11 protein-coding genes are annotated in these 16,466 nt (G+C 61.7%); 4 read left to right on the top strand and 7 right to left on the bottom strand.

Going from position 1 to position 16,466, the window contains the following annotated elements; translation table 11 throughout:
- Positions 1-3 precede the first annotated feature (3 nt).
- Positions 4-1,320 (top strand): hypothetical protein, encoded by a 1,317-nt coding sequence (locus tag ACIA12_RS00825; protein WP_396364681.1) that lies wholly within the window; start codon positions 4-6, stop codon positions 1,318-1,320.
- Between the two features lie 111 nt (positions 1,321-1,431).
- Here ACIA12_RS00825 and ACIA12_RS00820 read toward each other — a convergent pair whose 3' ends face one another.
- The 5 genes from ACIA12_RS00820 to ACIA12_RS00800 form a co-directional block, all read right to left on the bottom strand.
- Entirely contained in the window at positions 1,432-5,121 is a 3,690-nt protein-coding gene (locus ACIA12_RS00820; RefSeq protein ID WP_396364680.1) for a DUF4365 domain-containing protein, read from the bottom strand.
- A 158-nt stretch (positions 5,122-5,279) separates the two neighbouring features.
- Positions 5,280-6,152 (bottom strand): tetratricopeptide repeat protein, encoded by an 873-nt coding sequence (locus tag ACIA12_RS00815; protein ID WP_396364679.1) that lies wholly within the window; start codon positions 6,150-6,152, stop codon positions 5,280-5,282.
- 58 nt (positions 6,153-6,210) lie between these two features.
- Complete coding sequence (locus tag ACIA12_RS00810) at positions 6,211-8,148, bottom strand: DUF3732 domain-containing protein (protein WP_396364678.1); 1,938 nt, start codon at positions 8,146-8,148, stop codon at positions 6,211-6,213.
- On the bottom strand, positions 8,145-8,624 hold the full coding sequence (locus ACIA12_RS00805) for a three component ABC system middle component (protein ID WP_396364677.1): 480 nt from the start codon (positions 8,622-8,624) through the stop codon (positions 8,145-8,147). The genes ACIA12_RS00810 and ACIA12_RS00805 overlap by 4 nt, the downstream gene beginning before the upstream one ends.
- Positions 8,625-8,635: 11 nt before the next feature.
- Positions 8,636-9,835 carry an ABC-three component system protein gene (locus ACIA12_RS00800; protein ID WP_396364676.1) on the bottom strand — a complete coding sequence of 400 codons (1,200 nt, stop codon included), beginning with the start codon at positions 9,833-9,835 and terminating at the stop codon, positions 8,636-8,638.
- A gap of 367 nt (positions 9,836-10,202) precedes the next feature.
- On the opposite strand from ACIA12_RS00800, the gene ACIA12_RS00795 reads away from it, so the two are divergent.
- The 3 genes from ACIA12_RS00795 (at position 10,203) to ACIA12_RS00785 (ending at position 14,819) form a co-directional block, all read left to right on the top strand.
- Positions 10,203-10,400, top strand: coding sequence for a zinc-ribbon domain-containing protein (locus ACIA12_RS00795; RefSeq protein ID WP_396364675.1), 198 nt, complete (start codon positions 10,203-10,205; stop codon positions 10,398-10,400).
- A 20-nt stretch (positions 10,401-10,420) separates the two neighbouring features.
- A complete protein-coding gene (locus ACIA12_RS00790; RefSeq protein ID WP_396366010.1) occupies positions 10,421-10,798 on the top strand; it encodes a zinc-ribbon domain-containing protein in 378 nt (125 codons plus the stop codon).
- Positions 10,799-11,765: 967 nt separating this feature from the next.
- Complete coding sequence (locus ACIA12_RS00785; RefSeq protein WP_396364674.1) at positions 11,766-14,819, top strand: hypothetical protein; 3,054 nt, start codon at positions 11,766-11,768, stop codon at positions 14,817-14,819.
- Positions 14,820-15,163: 344 nt separating this feature from the next.
- Here the strand turns inward: ACIA12_RS00785 and ACIA12_RS00780 are convergent, their stop codons facing one another.
- Both ACIA12_RS00780 and ACIA12_RS00775 read right to left on the bottom strand, forming a co-directional pair.
- Complete coding sequence (locus ACIA12_RS00780) at positions 15,164-15,778, bottom strand: patatin-like phospholipase family protein (protein WP_396364673.1); 615 nt, start codon at positions 15,776-15,778, stop codon at positions 15,164-15,166.
- 25 nt (positions 15,779-15,803) lie between these two features.
- Entirely contained in the window at positions 15,804-16,460 is a 657-nt protein-coding gene (locus tag ACIA12_RS00775) for a DUF2278 family protein (protein ID WP_396364672.1), read from the bottom strand.
- Positions 16,461-16,466: the final 6 nt, after the last annotated feature.

The following is a 16,466-nucleotide window of genomic DNA, read 5'->3' as shown; positions in this document are numbered from 1 at the left end:
GAGGTGCAGAGCAGAACCATAGAGGTCCTCGTCGAGGCCATGAGAGCTGGCGGCGGACCTAGGTCTGAGACTTTCTTCATTGCTCAGGGTTTGGGTGCTGCATACAGCTCAGTAGGCAAGAACTACGGGATCCAGAAGCACGTCAACGCCGCTCTACTACAAGCCGAGCGGGAAGGGCGCCAGGATGAGGTCGTGTGCGCTGGACTCGCCGCGTACGGCCTGGACGAGCTAGCACCTAGAGGAAATGAGAATCGCGTGTCCCACCCGAACGGTCCGAAGCCCAGTTCGACTAGCCGTCTTTTCATCTCCCACGCATCGGCAGATGCAGATCTCGCCGACGCTCTGGCAGATCTTCTGCGCCTTGGCACTGACCTGCCCTCTGAGCGGATTCTCTGCACATCACTCGAAGGCATGACTATCCCAGCGGGCACAAAGGACTATCTCGAGTTCCTTCGCATCCAAATCTCGGACGCTGGTCTAGTTCTCCCCCTCTTCACACCCGCCTTCTTCGACAGCGAAGTCTGCCTGATCGAGGTTGGCGCGATGTGGGGACTGGGGCAGAGCGCTTTCCCGCTGATCGTTCCTCCTGTCGACTTCGCCCGAGTGGAGAAGTTGCTCGGCAAAGTCCAGGCAGCCAAGGTCGACCAAGAGAAGGGTCTGTCCGAACTCCACGATCGCATCGTGCAGGTTTTCGGCCTTACTGCCAAGACGCCCATGTGGAACAAGAAGCGCACACAGTTCGAGGCGAAGCTCCCAAACCTTCTCAAGAACCTTGCAGAGGGCACCCGCATTCCTGTGGCTGACCTCAAGGCGGCCAAAGTGCAAAGTGCCAGACACAAGGCCAAGGCACAAGCTCTCGAGAAGGAGGTCAGCGAACTCCGGGACCAACTCGCTGACATGACGGCCGCCAAGACCCAAGAACTGTTCAGGGCGGCAACCCGGCCGAGGGGCACAGAGATCGAGGAGTTCGAGGCCGCCGTTGAGGTAGCTCAGGACGCCCTCAAGGGATTCACAGGTGGCGTGACGGAGGCCATCTACGAGGAGCGGGGTCGGGGTGAACTGTTCCGCCCGGAACAATTCAGCACGCAGCAGGATGAAGCCGAAGCGGCCCTTCGTGACGATCTTCTCAAGTACGACGAGGACAACGGTGGCTACTACCTGAATACAGACGACCCCGAGATCGAGAAAGCTATCGACTCCGTAGGCGAGTTGTTCGATAGGCAGTGGAGCGACGAGGTCGAGTCGTGGTTCAGAACCACGTACGGGAAGCGCCTCTCGGTCAAGGTGCGCGCCACATGGGCAGCCCTGGATCTCCTTTGATCCGCCCGGTGGTCCAGGCTTCTCATCCGAGGCGTCACTCTTGTTGGGTGGACCTTAACCTCTGTGCCATCTGTTGGACGCGGCCGGCTGAACCTCGAGAGCGAGATGAGATCATTCATTCCGCTCACTTGGAACTGGGAGCCGCGCCAGCACTCTCTCTACAATCGTGGCCGGATCGTCGAGCCGTCCACCCTTTGACAGGGCCGCCGCGGCGGCAGGGAGCTGTGAAACCGGATCCGGCAGATTCAATTGTTTCGCGACGTGGCGGGCCCGAAGGCAGCCGGCCACAAGGTCGTCGAGATGCCGACCGCCCTCAAAGCCCAGGAGCGCAATGGCGGCTAGGACCCGTGTCGACAGGCCAGCCTGCTGGTAGGCCTTGGCTGCGCCGATCATCGCGGCATGCTGCCAGTCGCTCAACCTCTCGGGGCGGCGCTCCTTAATGTGAGCGTATAACTTCAAAAGGTCGTCGAAGGGGGCTGGTTGCCAAGCCCACCAGGAGGGCCTGGCCAGTACGAGAGCCCCCGCCTCGGGCAGCCAGCCGGTCTGGTCCCCGAGCGCGATAAGGTCTTCGATATGGAGTACGACATCGACTACGAGATCCGCGGCCAGATCTTGGTTTGTTGTCGCAGTGATGGCGAGGACCGAGTCATAGCTTTCGGGAGTCCTCGCGGACTGGAGACCTCGATCGCGCAACGCGTCAACCAGGGCCGGTGTTCCAAACGCCAGCACGCCGAAATGTCGCGCCAACCGTCGCAGGCCCAGGTCATCACTCCACAACGGCAACTGCTGGTCGTGAGCTAGCTGGATTGGAGCCAGCCAAGCGGAATGAGACGGTTCGTCGGCCAAACGTTCGAAAAGAGGCAGTTCCCGCACTGGCCTGATCGCCAGACCCTCCGCGAGTTGCTCAAGTCTTGTCGAACGTCGCATTTGTCGGATGAACTCATCGTCACCTAGTTCGCTGAACGTCATCGCATCGCGGTCATAGTCCCATGTCGTGCTCCCAGGGCTACCGGCCAGCCCTCGGATGTCGAAGACCGCACGATGGACGTCATACAGCGAAGGGGTCGGGTACTGCAGTGCACGAAAGTGACCGTCGAGGTGGGACAGAGAGCCGTCAGCGGTGAGAGTGAGCAGGGCGGCCGTTTCGATTACTACAACCCCATCGATCGCACCACGTGCGTTGGCGACTTCATCTTCATGTTCGGCGTCGTCTGCGGCCCCAGCCACGAGCGGTAGGAGTCGTTGGATCAAGAAGGTGGCGTAGCCACTCCTGCGCACCGACGTCAGGATTCCGACTGGTGCGCGTGACTCCTTCGCAGCCTCGACGAGGTTCAGCAGCGGCTCCGCGGTCGCAAGCGTTCGCGTTTGCTCGGTAATCTGTTCAATCAGATCCTCGGGCTCTCCGCGGAGCACTGTCACACCTGTGGCGCTGCCGAACTCCTCAACCAGGCCGTTGAGGGCAATGAAAGCTTGGCGGTGGAGATCTGCAGGGACTGAGCCCTGAGCGATTCGACGCCTCGCCTCAAGACTTGGATCCGTATCACCGTCCTTCGTTTCGCGGGCTATCGTGGTTGTGATTATCCGACTTAGAAGTGCAGTGGAGAGCGCTGGTTCGTTGAAACGACGCGCGAGCGTCAGTGCCTCGGAGGCAAGCGATTCGTCCCACCTCGCTACGCCGTTGACCTTCAGCCACAGAATCGCCTGATGATAGTCGCGAACACTCGGCCGATACTGTTGCCATATCTCCGAAGCCCTCATCAGTCTGCCGAGCTCGACGAGGCAGACAAGCAGGTTCCAGACTTCGGAGTCACGAGGCTGGGCCGAGAGAGTCAGCACCTTTGACAGGTGCTCTTCAGCCTCATCCCAATCGCCGCGATCCGAGGCCTGCTGAGCGAGGAAGGTCAGAAGCGACCTGCGCTGGTAGGAAAAGCCAGTCTGTGCGATTGCCGCACGGGCAGCTTCCTCGGCGTGATCATCACCGCCCTGGATCAGTATCTCCGCGCGTGCGACGACGAAGAACGAACTTCGGGTCGATTCGTACAGCGTGAGACACGCCTCGGCTGCCTCGACGAACCGTTCTGCCGCTACGAGTTGCCCGATCAGGTGTTCAGCTGCTCCCATGTCGGTCCTCGCAAGGCTTCGGAGCTGAGCGAGGGCTGCATCCGTGTTCACCTGTATGTCCGCCAACGCCTCGATCAGACGCATGTCACTGGCTTGAATGATCGAGCGCTCGACGAGAGGCCTGATCGCCTCCGTCATGTTCACACCGTGCGACGCGAGCGCTATCGATGCATGCAGAACCCCGACGTAGTCATCATCGTGCACGGCCCGTTCAAACTCCTGCTCTAGAAGGGCTCGTTCCTCTGTAGGGCCAAGGTCTAGTGCTCCGACCCGCAGCCTCGTCACATTGTCCTGAACCTTTTCACCGAGCTGGGATGACAAGCTTTCAACGAGATCGCGGCGGCCGGCGTAGCTCGCGGCGACGAGTGCGAACCGTCGGACCTCAGGATCTGCAGCCTCGTCGGCAGTCGCGCTTCCGATAGGGCTAGGAAGAGCGTGGGCAAGAACGTCATCGAATTGTCCGAGAAGGTAGTGGGCCATCAGGAGCTGAACAAGAGTCTCGAGCGTCGGCCCTGCCCACTCGCGTCGCTGCTGGTGGGCCCTGTTTAGCAGATCTATCGCTTCGAGGAGGTGATGATCGGGCAGTTGGCCCGCCTGCACACGCCTCAGTGTGATCTCCGCTACCCGGAGCATCGCGTCGCTGCTCTCGGGATCCGCCTCCAGAGCGAGCAATGCATGCCGACGAGCCACGTCCAGTTCGTTCGCACGCCGGGCCTGGTCGCTCAAGAATGCTTGAACAGCCACTGTCGTTCGCAGTTCCTCGGTATCGTCGAGAAGCGATGGGGGAACTGTGCGTGCGCCTGCATCACCGGCTGGATGGTTGAGAAGGGATCGGCCGATGGCAATCAGCAACGCGCCGGAGTCTGCCCGTTCAGCAGCAATGAGAAGTTCCTCAGACCGCACTGCGTCGTAGGGCATGACGTTCAATGCCGCAGCAGCCAGCAATGCTCCTGGGTCGGGAACGGCCTCCGATGCTCGTTCAAAGGCGTCGGCGCTTAGGTCGCAGTGGTCATGCTCTGCCGCGTAGCTTCCGAGTGCTTGCCACGACAGCGGAGTGTTTCGGCTCAGCCAACCAGGCCTGGTCAGGAGCAACGACTGCACGGTTGCGCGCGGATTTCCCCGTCCCTCGGCCAGGTGCACTGCCAAGACTCTTGCATCGATCAGGGCGTCGTCGGCGAGCTTTCGAAGTGCTGTTTTCGTCTGTGGGGGCAGTTGGGACATGGCAAGGTCGTAACGCTCGGCCGCACGCCGCTCGATACCGCTCGCGATGTGTGTCCACAGGTCATCCGCATCGGCGACGGTATTGGACTGTGGAACTTCGACCTTGAATCCTTTCCCGGTCGACTGAATCGTCTGTTCCGAGATGTGTTGCCAGTAAGCAACTCGCTGCTGGATGTCCACCAGGACAACGAGCACAGGCAAGGCGTGCTCGAGCCAGAGACGCGCCTTCTTCTTGGCGAATCGGAAGATCCAGCCGTCCTTCGTCGGTTCGCTGAAGTAGCTCGGCCCAGACTTGATCTGCAGTGCGAGCAGACGACCAGTCCCAGCCCCTCCTGGGGCCTTCTCCACATGCGCGTCGATGCCCTGATCACTAATCGGTTGGTCTCGGAAGAACCAGTCCATCTCAAGAGCCTGCTCTTCAACCGTGTTGACGCCTCGACGGTTCGTAAGCTCGGTCATCGCTACCCTCCCGCGTCCAAACGCTAGCCGCTGTGAACCTCGGCGAAGCCATCGGCTTACCGATGACTGACCTGCTTATCCATCATCGCGGAGTCCACCGACACTACGTGGTCACGGCGCATGGCGGCACCGCCAGGTCCAGAGCGTCTGGCAGTGTCTTATTCCTTCTCCGACACACAGCCGTGCTCTACGAGGCTCGCTAGTCGCTCAGACTCGTGCTCTGACGACATCTCGCCAAGCCTGTCGATCGCACCAGTGTCGTCTGCTTGACCCGCAGCGCGGTACCAGCGCTCTGCCTCGCGACGATCACCCCGCTGTCGGAGCAGGTCACCAAGGTTGACCATCGCGCTGACGTGACCGCGATTGGCTGCGGCCCGGAATGACCGCTCGGCCTCCGCCGTATGTCCTTGCTGGGCTTGCCATGCGCCGAGATTGTTCATCGCATCGTCGTCACCGCTAGCCGCGGCGGCGCGAAACAATCGTCCGGCTTCCTCGAGGTCACCTTGCGTGCTGACCAGGATTCCGAGGTTATTCATCGCTGGAGGGCAGTTGACGGCCACTGCTGCGCGTAACCACCTTTCGGCCTCTCGCTCCTGGCCGCGCTGCGCCTGGATGCGCCCGAGATTGTTCATCGCGTCGGGGAGGCCAAGTTCGGCGGCGGTGCGGTACCACCGCTCGGCCTCGGTTTTGCGCTGTTGTTCCAGCAATAGGCCGAGGTTGAACATCGCGTTGACCTCGCCTAAGGCACTCGCCGCACGAAACCAGAGTTCGGCCTCCGCTTCATCGCGTCGATCGGCCAGCAACGTGCCGAGATTGCTCATTGCCTGGGCATCGTTCAGCATGGCCGCGGCGCGAAACCAAGGCTCTGCCTCGACCGAGTTGTCGCGTTCGACCAGCAACTGGCCGAGGTCCGCGCGAGTGTCAGATGGGCAGGAGTACTCGCCCGGCAACCGCGACGACAGCGCCACGGTAACTTCAAACTGTTCCTCGCATGGAGCAGCCCAATGGACAATCAGGAACTCGGAAGCCAACCTGCGGGAACCGTCGTTCGTGCCATCACCGCCGAGCGCCGCACGCTTGACTGACTAGCTATCTCACCCAGGATGCCGGTACCAGCCCCTCGCCTTCACCGCGCCATCGTTGGATCACTGAATCCTGAAACCAGTCATCCTGAAGATCGGCGTGATCCAACACTATTATCTGGAATCCGCCGGATGCGTGAACGAATGTATTCAGCTCCGTGTAAATTCTTCGAATTCCATCACGATCGTCATCGGTGATATCAGGGCTATCAAACGAAACGTCTGGTGGAAAATAGACCTGCGATGGCTGATCAAGAACCAGGAAGCGGGGCACGGGACGCCGCTCCTCCAGAAAGTGCTCATGCAGCGCCAGCAGGGTTGCTATGTGATAGCCAACCCAGTTCTCACCGCTTCCGATCTGATTCAGCCGATACGAGCCACCAGCAGTGTCGACCACCACAGTCAGATTCCGGATGTCGAGGCGAGCAGGTGCCGGCGAGTGCTCCAACTTCAGGTCAGTTGCAAAATCTGTCATCGAGTGGGATATCCGAGACAGCGCGCTCGCCAGACGCTCCGCGGCCGCATCCGCATCCAGATCTGCCCGGAGCTCCTCGATCTCAGCTGCGAGCTCAGCGATTCGCTCGTCAAGGAATGCAGACTCCACCTCGCGATTAACGCTCTCCAGATACAGCGATATCCGGCCGCGAACCGCAGCTCTTTGCAATGACTGATCTCGGAGGGACGCGAAGAGTTCCTGCGTCGCCGTAGCTTGATCGATCGCCAACTGGTTCAGCCGAAGCCGATCGGCCAGCTCGGCCAGCCGAAGCTCGTTCTCCCCCAGGATGGCTTGAAGTCGAGGTAACTCGTCGCCAACGTCTTGAATCTCGCTCGCAACACGCTCTAGCGAACGCCGAATCTGATCCACATCCGTAACGGGGTCGGGCAGTATCGAGTCGCAGATCGGGCAGGTGTCGGCGGCCCCAACTTCGTTCCCGATCCGGAGCAATCCAAGTGAACTCAGCCGAGCGTGCTGCTCGCCGGCCTCACCGGCAAAGTCCGACTCATAACGCACAAGGCTGCGCAGTCGAGAGATCTCGCGCCGCAAGTGATCGTGCTCTGTACGAACCCCCTCCCGCTGTTCCAGCAGCTCGCCAAGTAGGCCATCACCGAGCACCGGCGCTACCCCCTCAGCCCCAACTCCCGTGCGAGAAGCACCGAACAGCGCCTCAACAAGCTCGGCCTGGGTCATGTCACCCGCGGGCTCCATAAGGCCGACCGCAGCCGCCTCCACAGCCAGCAGACGGGCACGGTCGTTCGGCTCGCTGATCGCTCGCTCGTCAGCTGCGCGCTTCTGCAGGGCCCGGAGCGACCGCTCCTTCGCTCGAAGCTGATCCTGCTTGAGAACGAAGAACGGGTCGACGACACCCAGGAAGAAGGGCAGCACGTCTCGAATCGACTGCGGAACCCATTCCTCATTCTGACCGTGAAACAATAGATCCGGGCTCGCGACTTCATCCTGCGCCTGCAAAACAAAGTACAGCGCATGCCGGACGGTCGCGGCGTAAGATCGCCGGCTCCCGCCGCCTACGTCTGTTAGATTATCGCCAATGCCGAGAATCAGCGAAAGGCGCTGAACCGCGCTGTCGACATCTGAATTGAGGGCCAACTCAGCCAACTCTGGAGCGCCTGCCGTCGAGCCACCGCGGAACGAAAGATGCATCTGCGTACTGACACTTCGCTTTTCCTGGGGAGCAGGACGTGCCACTAGCAAGACGCCATCAGATGTCTCTAACTCCAGAGCATAGAATGCGACAGTATCGCGGATCACTCCGGCCGGAACTGGGTAGTCGGCGCTCCCCAGGCAATACGAGACGATGTCGAGCACTGAGCTCTTACCCCTCGCAGACGCCCCTGTTATGACATTGAGCCGATCGAGCCTGAACGGTAGCGTATGACGCTCGCCCTGATAGTTGAATAAGTGGATCGCACGGATCTGAAACGTCACGGTCGAACTCCTAGGAGCGCGAGAACTGTAGCTGGGCTACCTGCCTGAGAAAACCACCGGCCGAGATACCTGGCTGCCCGCTGCGTTACGACCACCTCGGCCGAATCTCCACGCGCGGACTTATGAGGCCCATGACCGCCAAGCGTCAGCGTCGCGTCACTTAGGATGACGATGTCCGCTCTCAGGCCAAACAGCAGACCTTCGTTGACGAAGGGCACCAGCGACGCCATTCTCGGCGGCAACTCGGCTCGCAGCCGAGGGTTCCTAGAGATCCAACTGGTCACGTTGGTTGTGATGACGTTTGTCAACGCGTCGCGGGCTCGTGGGTACAGCGCGATGCCGGAAATTGGATAGGCGAGCACAAGCGGCATCGGCGCAGCAGACGCTTCGAGGTGACCTTCGACAGCGCGACGGAGCACAAGAGCAATGAAGGCGGGATTCAGCAATGCGGCAGTCTCGGATGAGGCGACCGCCATACTTTGGCGACTCAACTTGTCACCGGCTCAAGAAGGGACACCAGACGAGCCTCGAAGTCTGGATGCCAGCCAACTCGAATCACATCAGCTAACATATGCAGCGAGCCTCTGATGAGGAACCGCTCCGTACACATTGCCCGAACAGGCGGCGCGCTTGCCTCCTCGACCCAGGCATACACCTGCTTCGCGACCGCCACCTTCTGATCTTCGAGCGCGTCGTCCGAGAGTTCGTCGGCCAGTCGGTTGAAGACATATCGCCATTCCTCTATCAGTCGGCGTTCATACTCCTCTAGCTCACCTGGTATCAGGAGACCCTGGCGAACCCATCGGGACCGCTGCGTGAATGCTCGCAGGTAGTCACGGACAGCATCGCCTATTCGCACGGCCCCAATTCTGGTCAGTCTCAATTGCTCGACGAAGATCCTCTCGGCGAATGCATTGACGTCTGGCACTCCCGAAGTCTCGATATCTGCCGCGATTGGTAAATTGTCCGGCAAAAAACGCTCACGTAGATCGCTCACATACCCATCGAGTTCTTCCCCCGAGATATAGGGGCTCCGGCGTCCGGCGAGAGCACGCAGACACTGCTGGAACCACCATCCCTCCAGCATCTCGACAAATGCATCGAGGTGCACACGTCGCACGCACATCGAACAAATTCGACGTATCTTGTCGAGCACTTCCTCGACTCTGTCCGCCGTGCCCAGAATGATCACACGTTCCAGCAAGGCTCCTTGCTCACTCTCAGTGAGCGCATTCCACGCCTGAATCGCCTTCTGTAACTCTTTGTTGGTTGAGGTTGCAGCTGTCTTGCGGAGCATCGCCAACGCCCCGCTGATGTCGCGATTCTCGGGACCGAGCCGACTGGCGGCCGAATCGCCAGAAACAGTCGCCGTCGTCATGAGATATAGCCATGTCGTTGAGATCTCGAGCGAGCCGTCGGACAGCCCGACGCACCAGATCCGCAGAGTCTTCCATAGATCCACACTGGCATCGCTCAACGAGGTTCCGTCGGCTCGATGCTTTAGTTGCAGTCGCTCCGAGTTGGCGTCGGATACGTACTCGACATCGTCGGCGGCCTCAACTCCGATCTGCCAGTCGAGACCGTGTGGCAGCGCATCGAGGGCGCGATTTAATGCGACCCTGAACTGGTACGCAAAGCCGAGGGCTGAGGCCCCCGCCTCAAATTTCCCCTTGTCCCCGACTGCCATCCCCACAGCTCCTTACACAATCAGAGGCCTGACCAGTGCCGGATGCACAGAGTAGCCGACACGGTCGAAATGGGCGATACTTCGACTGCTGACGGAGCGTGCGACGCGGCTGCCTGTTGCGACCGTGCACAGGCCTCCTGGGAACGCGAATTCTGGACACGAAGTACTAATCGCCGGCGTCTGCGGCTCCGTTACACGGTCCCGCCGGACCAGCCGGGCTCGACTGCCATCCGGCGCAGGCGCCAGCTCGTTGTAACGCTTCGTGATCGATCGCGATAAGGGGGTAGGGAGCCAGGCCGCTGCACTCGGGTCGTGCCATGTTGGCAACTGTGCCGAAGCGATCTGATGCCCTACTCGGGCTAGACGATTGGGGTGGCTATCGGACCACCCACTGGTTGCGGACTTCGACAGCGCCGCGAATCATCCGCTGACGCCACAGGAGGTGGCTCAGCAGAGTAATACGAAGGTGCACCGGGTGTGCGGATCCGGCCACCGCTGGCCCGCCAGTCCGGACAACCGGGTCAGTATGGGCTCGGGGTGCCCGGACTGCGGTGGTACCCCGTGAACGACGGGAACCGATTTTCGATGCACTGCTCCGACAAGGCCTTGCTCGATCAGTGGGACTCCGAGAGCAAGGATCTGACTCCGGACGATTTCTCGGTCGGCTCGAGCAAGCGGGTCTTGTGGAGATGTGTTGAGGCCGAGGACCACCGTTGGCCGGCGAGCATCGACAAACGGGTCGCCGGCAGCAACTGCCCATTCTGTTCGGGCAAGCGGGTCTCGTCCACCAACTGCCTGTCCGTCCATCGGCCGGACATCGCTGCCCCATTAACGACAACCACCCTCCTTGGCCAGCCCCAGTCAGCCGACGCACTGGCGGTTGGGTTCGCCGTGGACCGGGCTGTCCAAGCTGCCGTCTCGCACACAGCTCCGTACAAGAACTCCGGCAGAAGGCAGAACTAGCGACGGTCTTGCCGATCGATGACGAGAGGCGAACAGCCCGGGATGCCGCAGGCCGGATTGCCAACGTTGACATGGTCGCCGAGGACGCTCGCACAGGGCTGCGCCTGATCCTTGAGTTTGATGGGGTCTTTGGCACAGAACGGCGACGAGCGTTGCTCGAGACACCGCGAAGGCTGACCGGATCCGACAGGCCGGGTGGACCGTTGTTCGCATCAGGGAAGCCGAACTCGAACGTCTCGACCCGACATTCGACCTCGTAGTCGATCCGCTGCTCGCTCCCGAAGAGGTCGCAATACGAGTCCTCCAGCACCTCGTGGTCTTGGGTGTCCTCGAACCTTCAGCGGCTGACGCGTACAAGAACGATGAGCTGCCACGTGCCAGTGCGACAGCTGACGCGTGGATCTGAGCGAAACTCGGCGAGACCGCGCTACCCCGATGGGTACGCAGATATCGTGGGCGGCGCCGGTGGTAAGTCGGAGAGCCTTCGACTGACCCACACTTCCGGACCGTCCCGTGCCTTTGGATGGCGACGTAGGCCTGCGGATCCGACTCCCCACCGACTCAGCCGAATTAGTCGCCGACATTCCGCAGCATCGCTCAGGACCTCAACGCGAACGCATCGCTGACCTGGAGTTCGCCGACACCAGTGCGCCGCTGCAAAACACCGACACTGTCGCTTGCCTGGACGATGACCTCGAAGTGATGCTGAGCAGTGAAAGTGACGAGGTTAGGCACCGGCTGAGCAGCGTCGTACCCAGGGAACTTGCTGACGCGATCGATGATGCACGAGCTTTCGAGGTCAGGCTCGAAGGCGCGAGCCGCAGGGAAACCGAGGTCACCGCGGACAACCTCCTCAACCGGGCGCACAATCTCCGGCGGGGATCCCGACTGCAAGCCTGCCTCTTCACGGGCTTGAGTCTCCTCCGGTCTGACGAGGTATCGTGCATTCCCTCACAGGGGGTGACTTTTGGCTGCTGAGGAACCTGCGGTTGAGCGCGGGCAGCTGCATGTGCTTGTCCGATTTGCGTTGTCACAGCTTCTCGGTCGCAACGAGCACCACCGCTTCGAGCACCTGTGCACTGCATTGGCCAGGCAACGAATCACCCCGAACATCGTGGCAGGCACAGGACCGGTTTCCTCGGGAGGGGACCAAGGACGGGACTTCGAGACCTTCATCGGGTACATGCCGGGACGCGGTCGCGATCTCGCGTCTCGTCTGGGGATCGACGGCAGCGACACCATCGTCTTCTGCTGTACTCTCGGCCGCACGGATCTGGCAGGAAAGATCAGACGGGACATCGCCCGAGCGGTTTCCATCGGATCCACCGTCGACGCAGTCGTCTACTTCGCCGAGCAGGACATTCCCACTGCAACTCGGCATCAGCTCATCCAGGAAGCCAACGACGCGCACCATGTTCGGCTGGAGATCCTGGACGGCCAGACATTGACCGGCCTGCTCTGTGACCGGGACACCTTCTGGATCGCAGTGGAGTTCCTCGACATCCCTGCGTACCTTGCACCGCCGAATGCGGGCCCCGAGTGGTACGAGGACAGTCACGCGAGATGGCTTTCCCGTACGACTCAAGCCGCGACCGCAGGCGATCTGATGGAACTGACAGGCTGCCTGCGCTTCGCTACGTTCACCGCGAACGTTCGCGGTGATGTTCCGACATGGTTGGCTCGGCTGACCCCGCTGCTGGACAGCCAGGATCAGATCATTCGCCGGCGTGCTCGGTACGAAATCGCCGTAGCGACGTATCGCGGACTAGGCGACATGCGACCTGCAGACGAGCTGGTACGGCTCACGTTGGCCGATGCACTGGGCTCCGAGTCGGCCGAAGAGCTGGATTCGGCGGAGCTCCTCGCAACCTACGCCCGAGGTGCGTGGATGTACGCGGCGACTGGCCTGACTACTGGTGAGCTGGAGGAGTTCGGCGACGGCTTGGAGGGACAGATCGCCGCATTGGCACTGGCAGCTTCAGATCCCAACCATGCCTGCCAGCTGTATGCGCTTCTCGGCCGAGTGCGCCTCCGCATCGACCTACGTGAACTTGTGCGTACTGAGTTCCGCCGCGGCCAATTCCTCCCGCCACCTCCGATGTCTTCGGACGAGTGGGACGAGTTACTGGCAAGCCGGATCGCAGAGCGGCAGTTCGTCCCACCTGTCCGCGACGCCCGCAGCGCAATGGATGCCTGGTCGGAGGCGGTGCGACTCGCGGATCACGCACCGCGGTTTCCTGTCGAGTCTTTCGCGATGACTGTGGCGCTTCACGCCGCGAGCGTCGAGGACGATCCGCGTTGGCCTACGTTGCGGACTCAACTGGATTCAATGGTTGCCTCAGCGGCCGGAAATCTCGCGGTCGCAGAACTCGCGCGGACACGTTCATCGAGTCTTCTGGCGACAGGTAGGCCGTTCGCTGCACTCGCGGAGCTGCACGCGGCACGATCGGCGATGCTCTCGGGGCGCGACCAGCGGGCGGGCGCGCAGGCCATGCTGGACGCCGCTGCGGTCTATCGACAGCTCGGCCTGCTCTACGCAGCCAAGTACTACGCACTCGCGGCGGGCGCGATTGCCGCGATGGAGCGAGACGAGCCGGAGACACTCGTCGTGGACAGCCTGTTGCTCGCCGCCCAGTGCGATTTCCTTGCCGGCAATTGGTTCTCGTTCATCGCGATCCTTCCGTTGGCGGCCCAGGCGCACACTGACCTTCGAGTCGGTGCCGACGAGCCCCTTCTATGGGACGACACGATCGAGGTCGCTCGGTCTCTGGGCATGGTCGCCGCGGTCATCGAGGAGGCTGGGGCCATCGAGCTAGCGCAGTGGCTCCACGAGCGGTTACCAGACGACCAAGCTAATGAAACACGGCCGGCTTTCGGCCAGCTGACAAGGACAGCGCCTCGTGGTGGATTGACTGAACAGATCGTGTCGGAGCTAGGTCAACCGCCGTTCGCCGATGGCGGCCGTCATCGGCTGATCACGTTCACCACCCGCGAGGTTCGGTGGCGCATACGCAGCAAAAATACGTATGACGACGTGAGAGCAGCCGAGCGGCTCGCAGCCGTGATCCAGATCATCGCCGCCGTACTCGGCGAGGAAGACCTCGTACTCGCAGCGGTGACGTTGGACATTGACGTCCGAACCAGGCGTCCTGTGCCTGTGCCTCCACAAGGACTTAGTCGGCACCTCAAGGACCTTGGGCGCGCCGACGATGGTGCTGTCCTATGGAAGGCGACGCTGACTCGCGACCTGGGACCACATTCTGTCGAATTCGAGGCAGCATTTGCCGAGGTAACAAGTGTTGCTAGTGCTCTCTATCTATCTGCGTCGCTCCTACCCCATGACTCGATCGGAGATGTCCTGTCGCGCATCGGAGCCGGTGGTGCTCTAGCGCGGGCTGTGATGCCTCACATCAGGTACGACAGGGCCTACGCGGTCCTACCAAGCGAGAGCTTTGCCCAGGCTAAACGGCAGTCGACCACGCCTTTCGCACCCGCCGGATTCGGTGAGGTGCTCACATCGAAGTACCTGTCGCCGCGGATTACACGCGGGCCGGTACTCACAGGCGAGTCGCCAGAAGAGCGAACTGCCGGCAGGTATCCGTTGTTGATGCGCAGTCTGGAAGTCACGCTGCCGAGGTTGCTTGAACAGGGCCAGATGCGCGAAATAGCCGCAGAGCTACGGGCCGAAGGCTGGAAAGACTGGCACATCCTGATGGCTCTCTTCAACCAGATCTTCAACCATCGTCTGACAGAACGCGGACAAGACGGCCGCGATCCCGCCCTGAGGGAACGGATTGCCCGCTGGGAACCCGAGGATCCCGCCGACCTGCAGATCGATGTTTCAGCCGTCACCGCACAGTCTCTACGCCACCACCTGGCGGCGTCATACTTCGCGACAGCGAACGGCTACGGGCTGGCTCCAGGCGCCCTTCGCGCCTCGGAGGTTCTCGGCGTGCTTGAGACCCGCTATGGCTACTGGACGCTTGATGCCGATCACCAGGATCCGTTCCCGCCCGCGTAGTTGGTGGGAACCTCCCGGATCGTGCTCAAGCACCGTCCGGCTGAAAAGCGCCGGGACGCAGGGCTCTCGACGACGATCTACAGGCCCTATCTGCGGACCCCACGACGCACCTCTTTACGCACCTCAATCAGCACGAGAGGATGAGGATCGATGAGAACAGATGCGAACCAGATCAGCCACGAATCCCTTACCAATAAGCGCTTTCGCGCACCGTCGACAAACGGTGAACAGCCTCGGCTGCGAATCAGCGGGTTCGGGGTTCGAGTCCCTGGCGGCGCACCAACACCAAGGCCCGAGCAGACATCGCAATCTGTTCTCGGGCCTTTGTGTTTCCAGCGCACCCTTTACGCATCCCTTTGGCGCCCAGCCCGTTCAGGCTCTCCAGCCGCGCCCAGCTCAACTGCGGCCGCCACGGTCGCGACGACGAGTGCCGTCGGCAACCACACCATGGTTGCCAGAGCCAGCCCCAGCCAGTCCCCCAGGTCCTGTGGCGCACCACGGCTGGTGACCGCGACCGCGAACCCGGGCACGAGCAGAAGCAGCGCGACGAGCATGAAAGTCCAGCGTGATCGCCGGATGATCACCGACACGGAGGCGCGGACCTTCCGCCCGATCGACCAGGCGGGTTCGAGCCAGCCGGTCACGATCGAATGCGCGGGTCGCATCGCGTCCTCAGGCTGGAAGAGGTCCGCCAGTCCGGTCCCGAGGCTCTCCGGAATCTTGTCCAGCTTGGCGAAACCGTCAGCACCTCCGTACTGCGCCGCTGCCGCGAACGCCGCGGCAATGGCACCGGCCGAAGCTCCACCGATGCGCCGCAACCGGTAGGTCTTGGCCAGTTCGCTCACGGCCCGCGGATAGACGATTCCGCTGCTGATGCCACCCTTCATGATCAGGTCGCAGTCACGCAACGACGATCCCTCGGCATCAGCAGTACCGCCGGACGGCGATGGTTCTGTCATTCGTGCCCCCTCAAGCGGGCCCGCGTCATGCGGGCAGCCCGTGGTCGTCGGTGGTGAGGACCTGCGGCTTGAACTTGGTGAGGAATGCCGTCAGCTCGCCGCCGGCGAGCTGGACGATCGTGCCTCCGTCCTGCCAGATCCCATCGAGGTGCTGGAACGGTCCAGGCGGGTCGCCTTGGTTGCAGTGGATGTCGTGTACCCCGAGCCCTCGGGAGTAAGGGGCACCGAACACGTAGACCCGTTCGCTCCCGGTCAGGCGTCGTTCCAGCAGGTCCAGAGCATTGTCGGCGGTGCTGTCCACCCAACCAGAGCTGGAAGATCGCAGGATCGCGTTGACCAGGGCGGTCAGCGGGTCGGCGGCCGCTGCCACACATCCGCGTCGTTCTCGCAGCAGCGGTGACCGGACATAGTCGAGAGCACCTGAGTCGGCTGAACTGGCCAACTGATGCCATCCGTCACTCAGAGCGGCGGTCGAGGCGAAGAGCCGCAGGTCCAGGTTCGACATCTCCTGGTACTGGACCGGTACTCCGTTCGGCGTCGACACGTCAACAGCGCATTCGTACTCACCGGCCGGCGTCGCGATGTACATCTTGCCGTGGTACCAGGACCCGAAATCGTTCGGATCCTCGCGGGCGAATCGGATCAGCCTGCCGGCCAGAACTCCGTAACTTGCCAATGGCATAGGTTT

Source organism: Kribbella sp. NPDC051620 (assembly GCF_044453825.1).
In the GTDB taxonomy this organism is placed as follows: Bacteria; Actinomycetota; Actinomycetes; order Propionibacteriales; family Kribbellaceae; genus Kribbella.
Note: the sequence above shows the minus strand (reverse complement) of the source record. Positions and strands in the feature narration are given on the sequence as shown.

Bases quoted from the DNA above. Each gene is read 5' to 3' on its own strand.
- ACIA12_RS00820 (WP_396364680.1), bottom strand. From the start codon at position 5,121: ATGACCGAGCTTACGAACCGTCGAGGCGTCAACACGGTTGAAGAGCAG.
- ACIA12_RS00805 (WP_396364677.1), bottom strand. From the start codon at position 8,624: ATGGCGGTCGCCTCATCCGAGACTGCCGCATTGCTGAATCCCGCCTTC.
- ACIA12_RS00800 (WP_396364676.1), bottom strand. From the start codon at position 9,835: ATGGCAGTCGGGGACAAGGGGAAATTTGAGGCGGGGGCCTCAGCCCTC.
- ACIA12_RS00790 (WP_396366010.1), top strand. From the start codon at position 10,421: ATGCACTGCTCCGACAAGGCCTTGCTCGATCAGTGGGACTCCGAGAGC.
- ACIA12_RS00780 (WP_396364673.1), bottom strand. From the start codon at position 15,778: ATGACAGAACCATCGCCGTCCGGCGGTACTGCTGATGCCGAGGGATCG.
- ACIA12_RS00775 (WP_396364672.1), bottom strand. From the start codon at position 16,460: ATGCCATTGGCAAGTTACGGAGTTCTGGCCGGCAGGCTGATCCGATTC.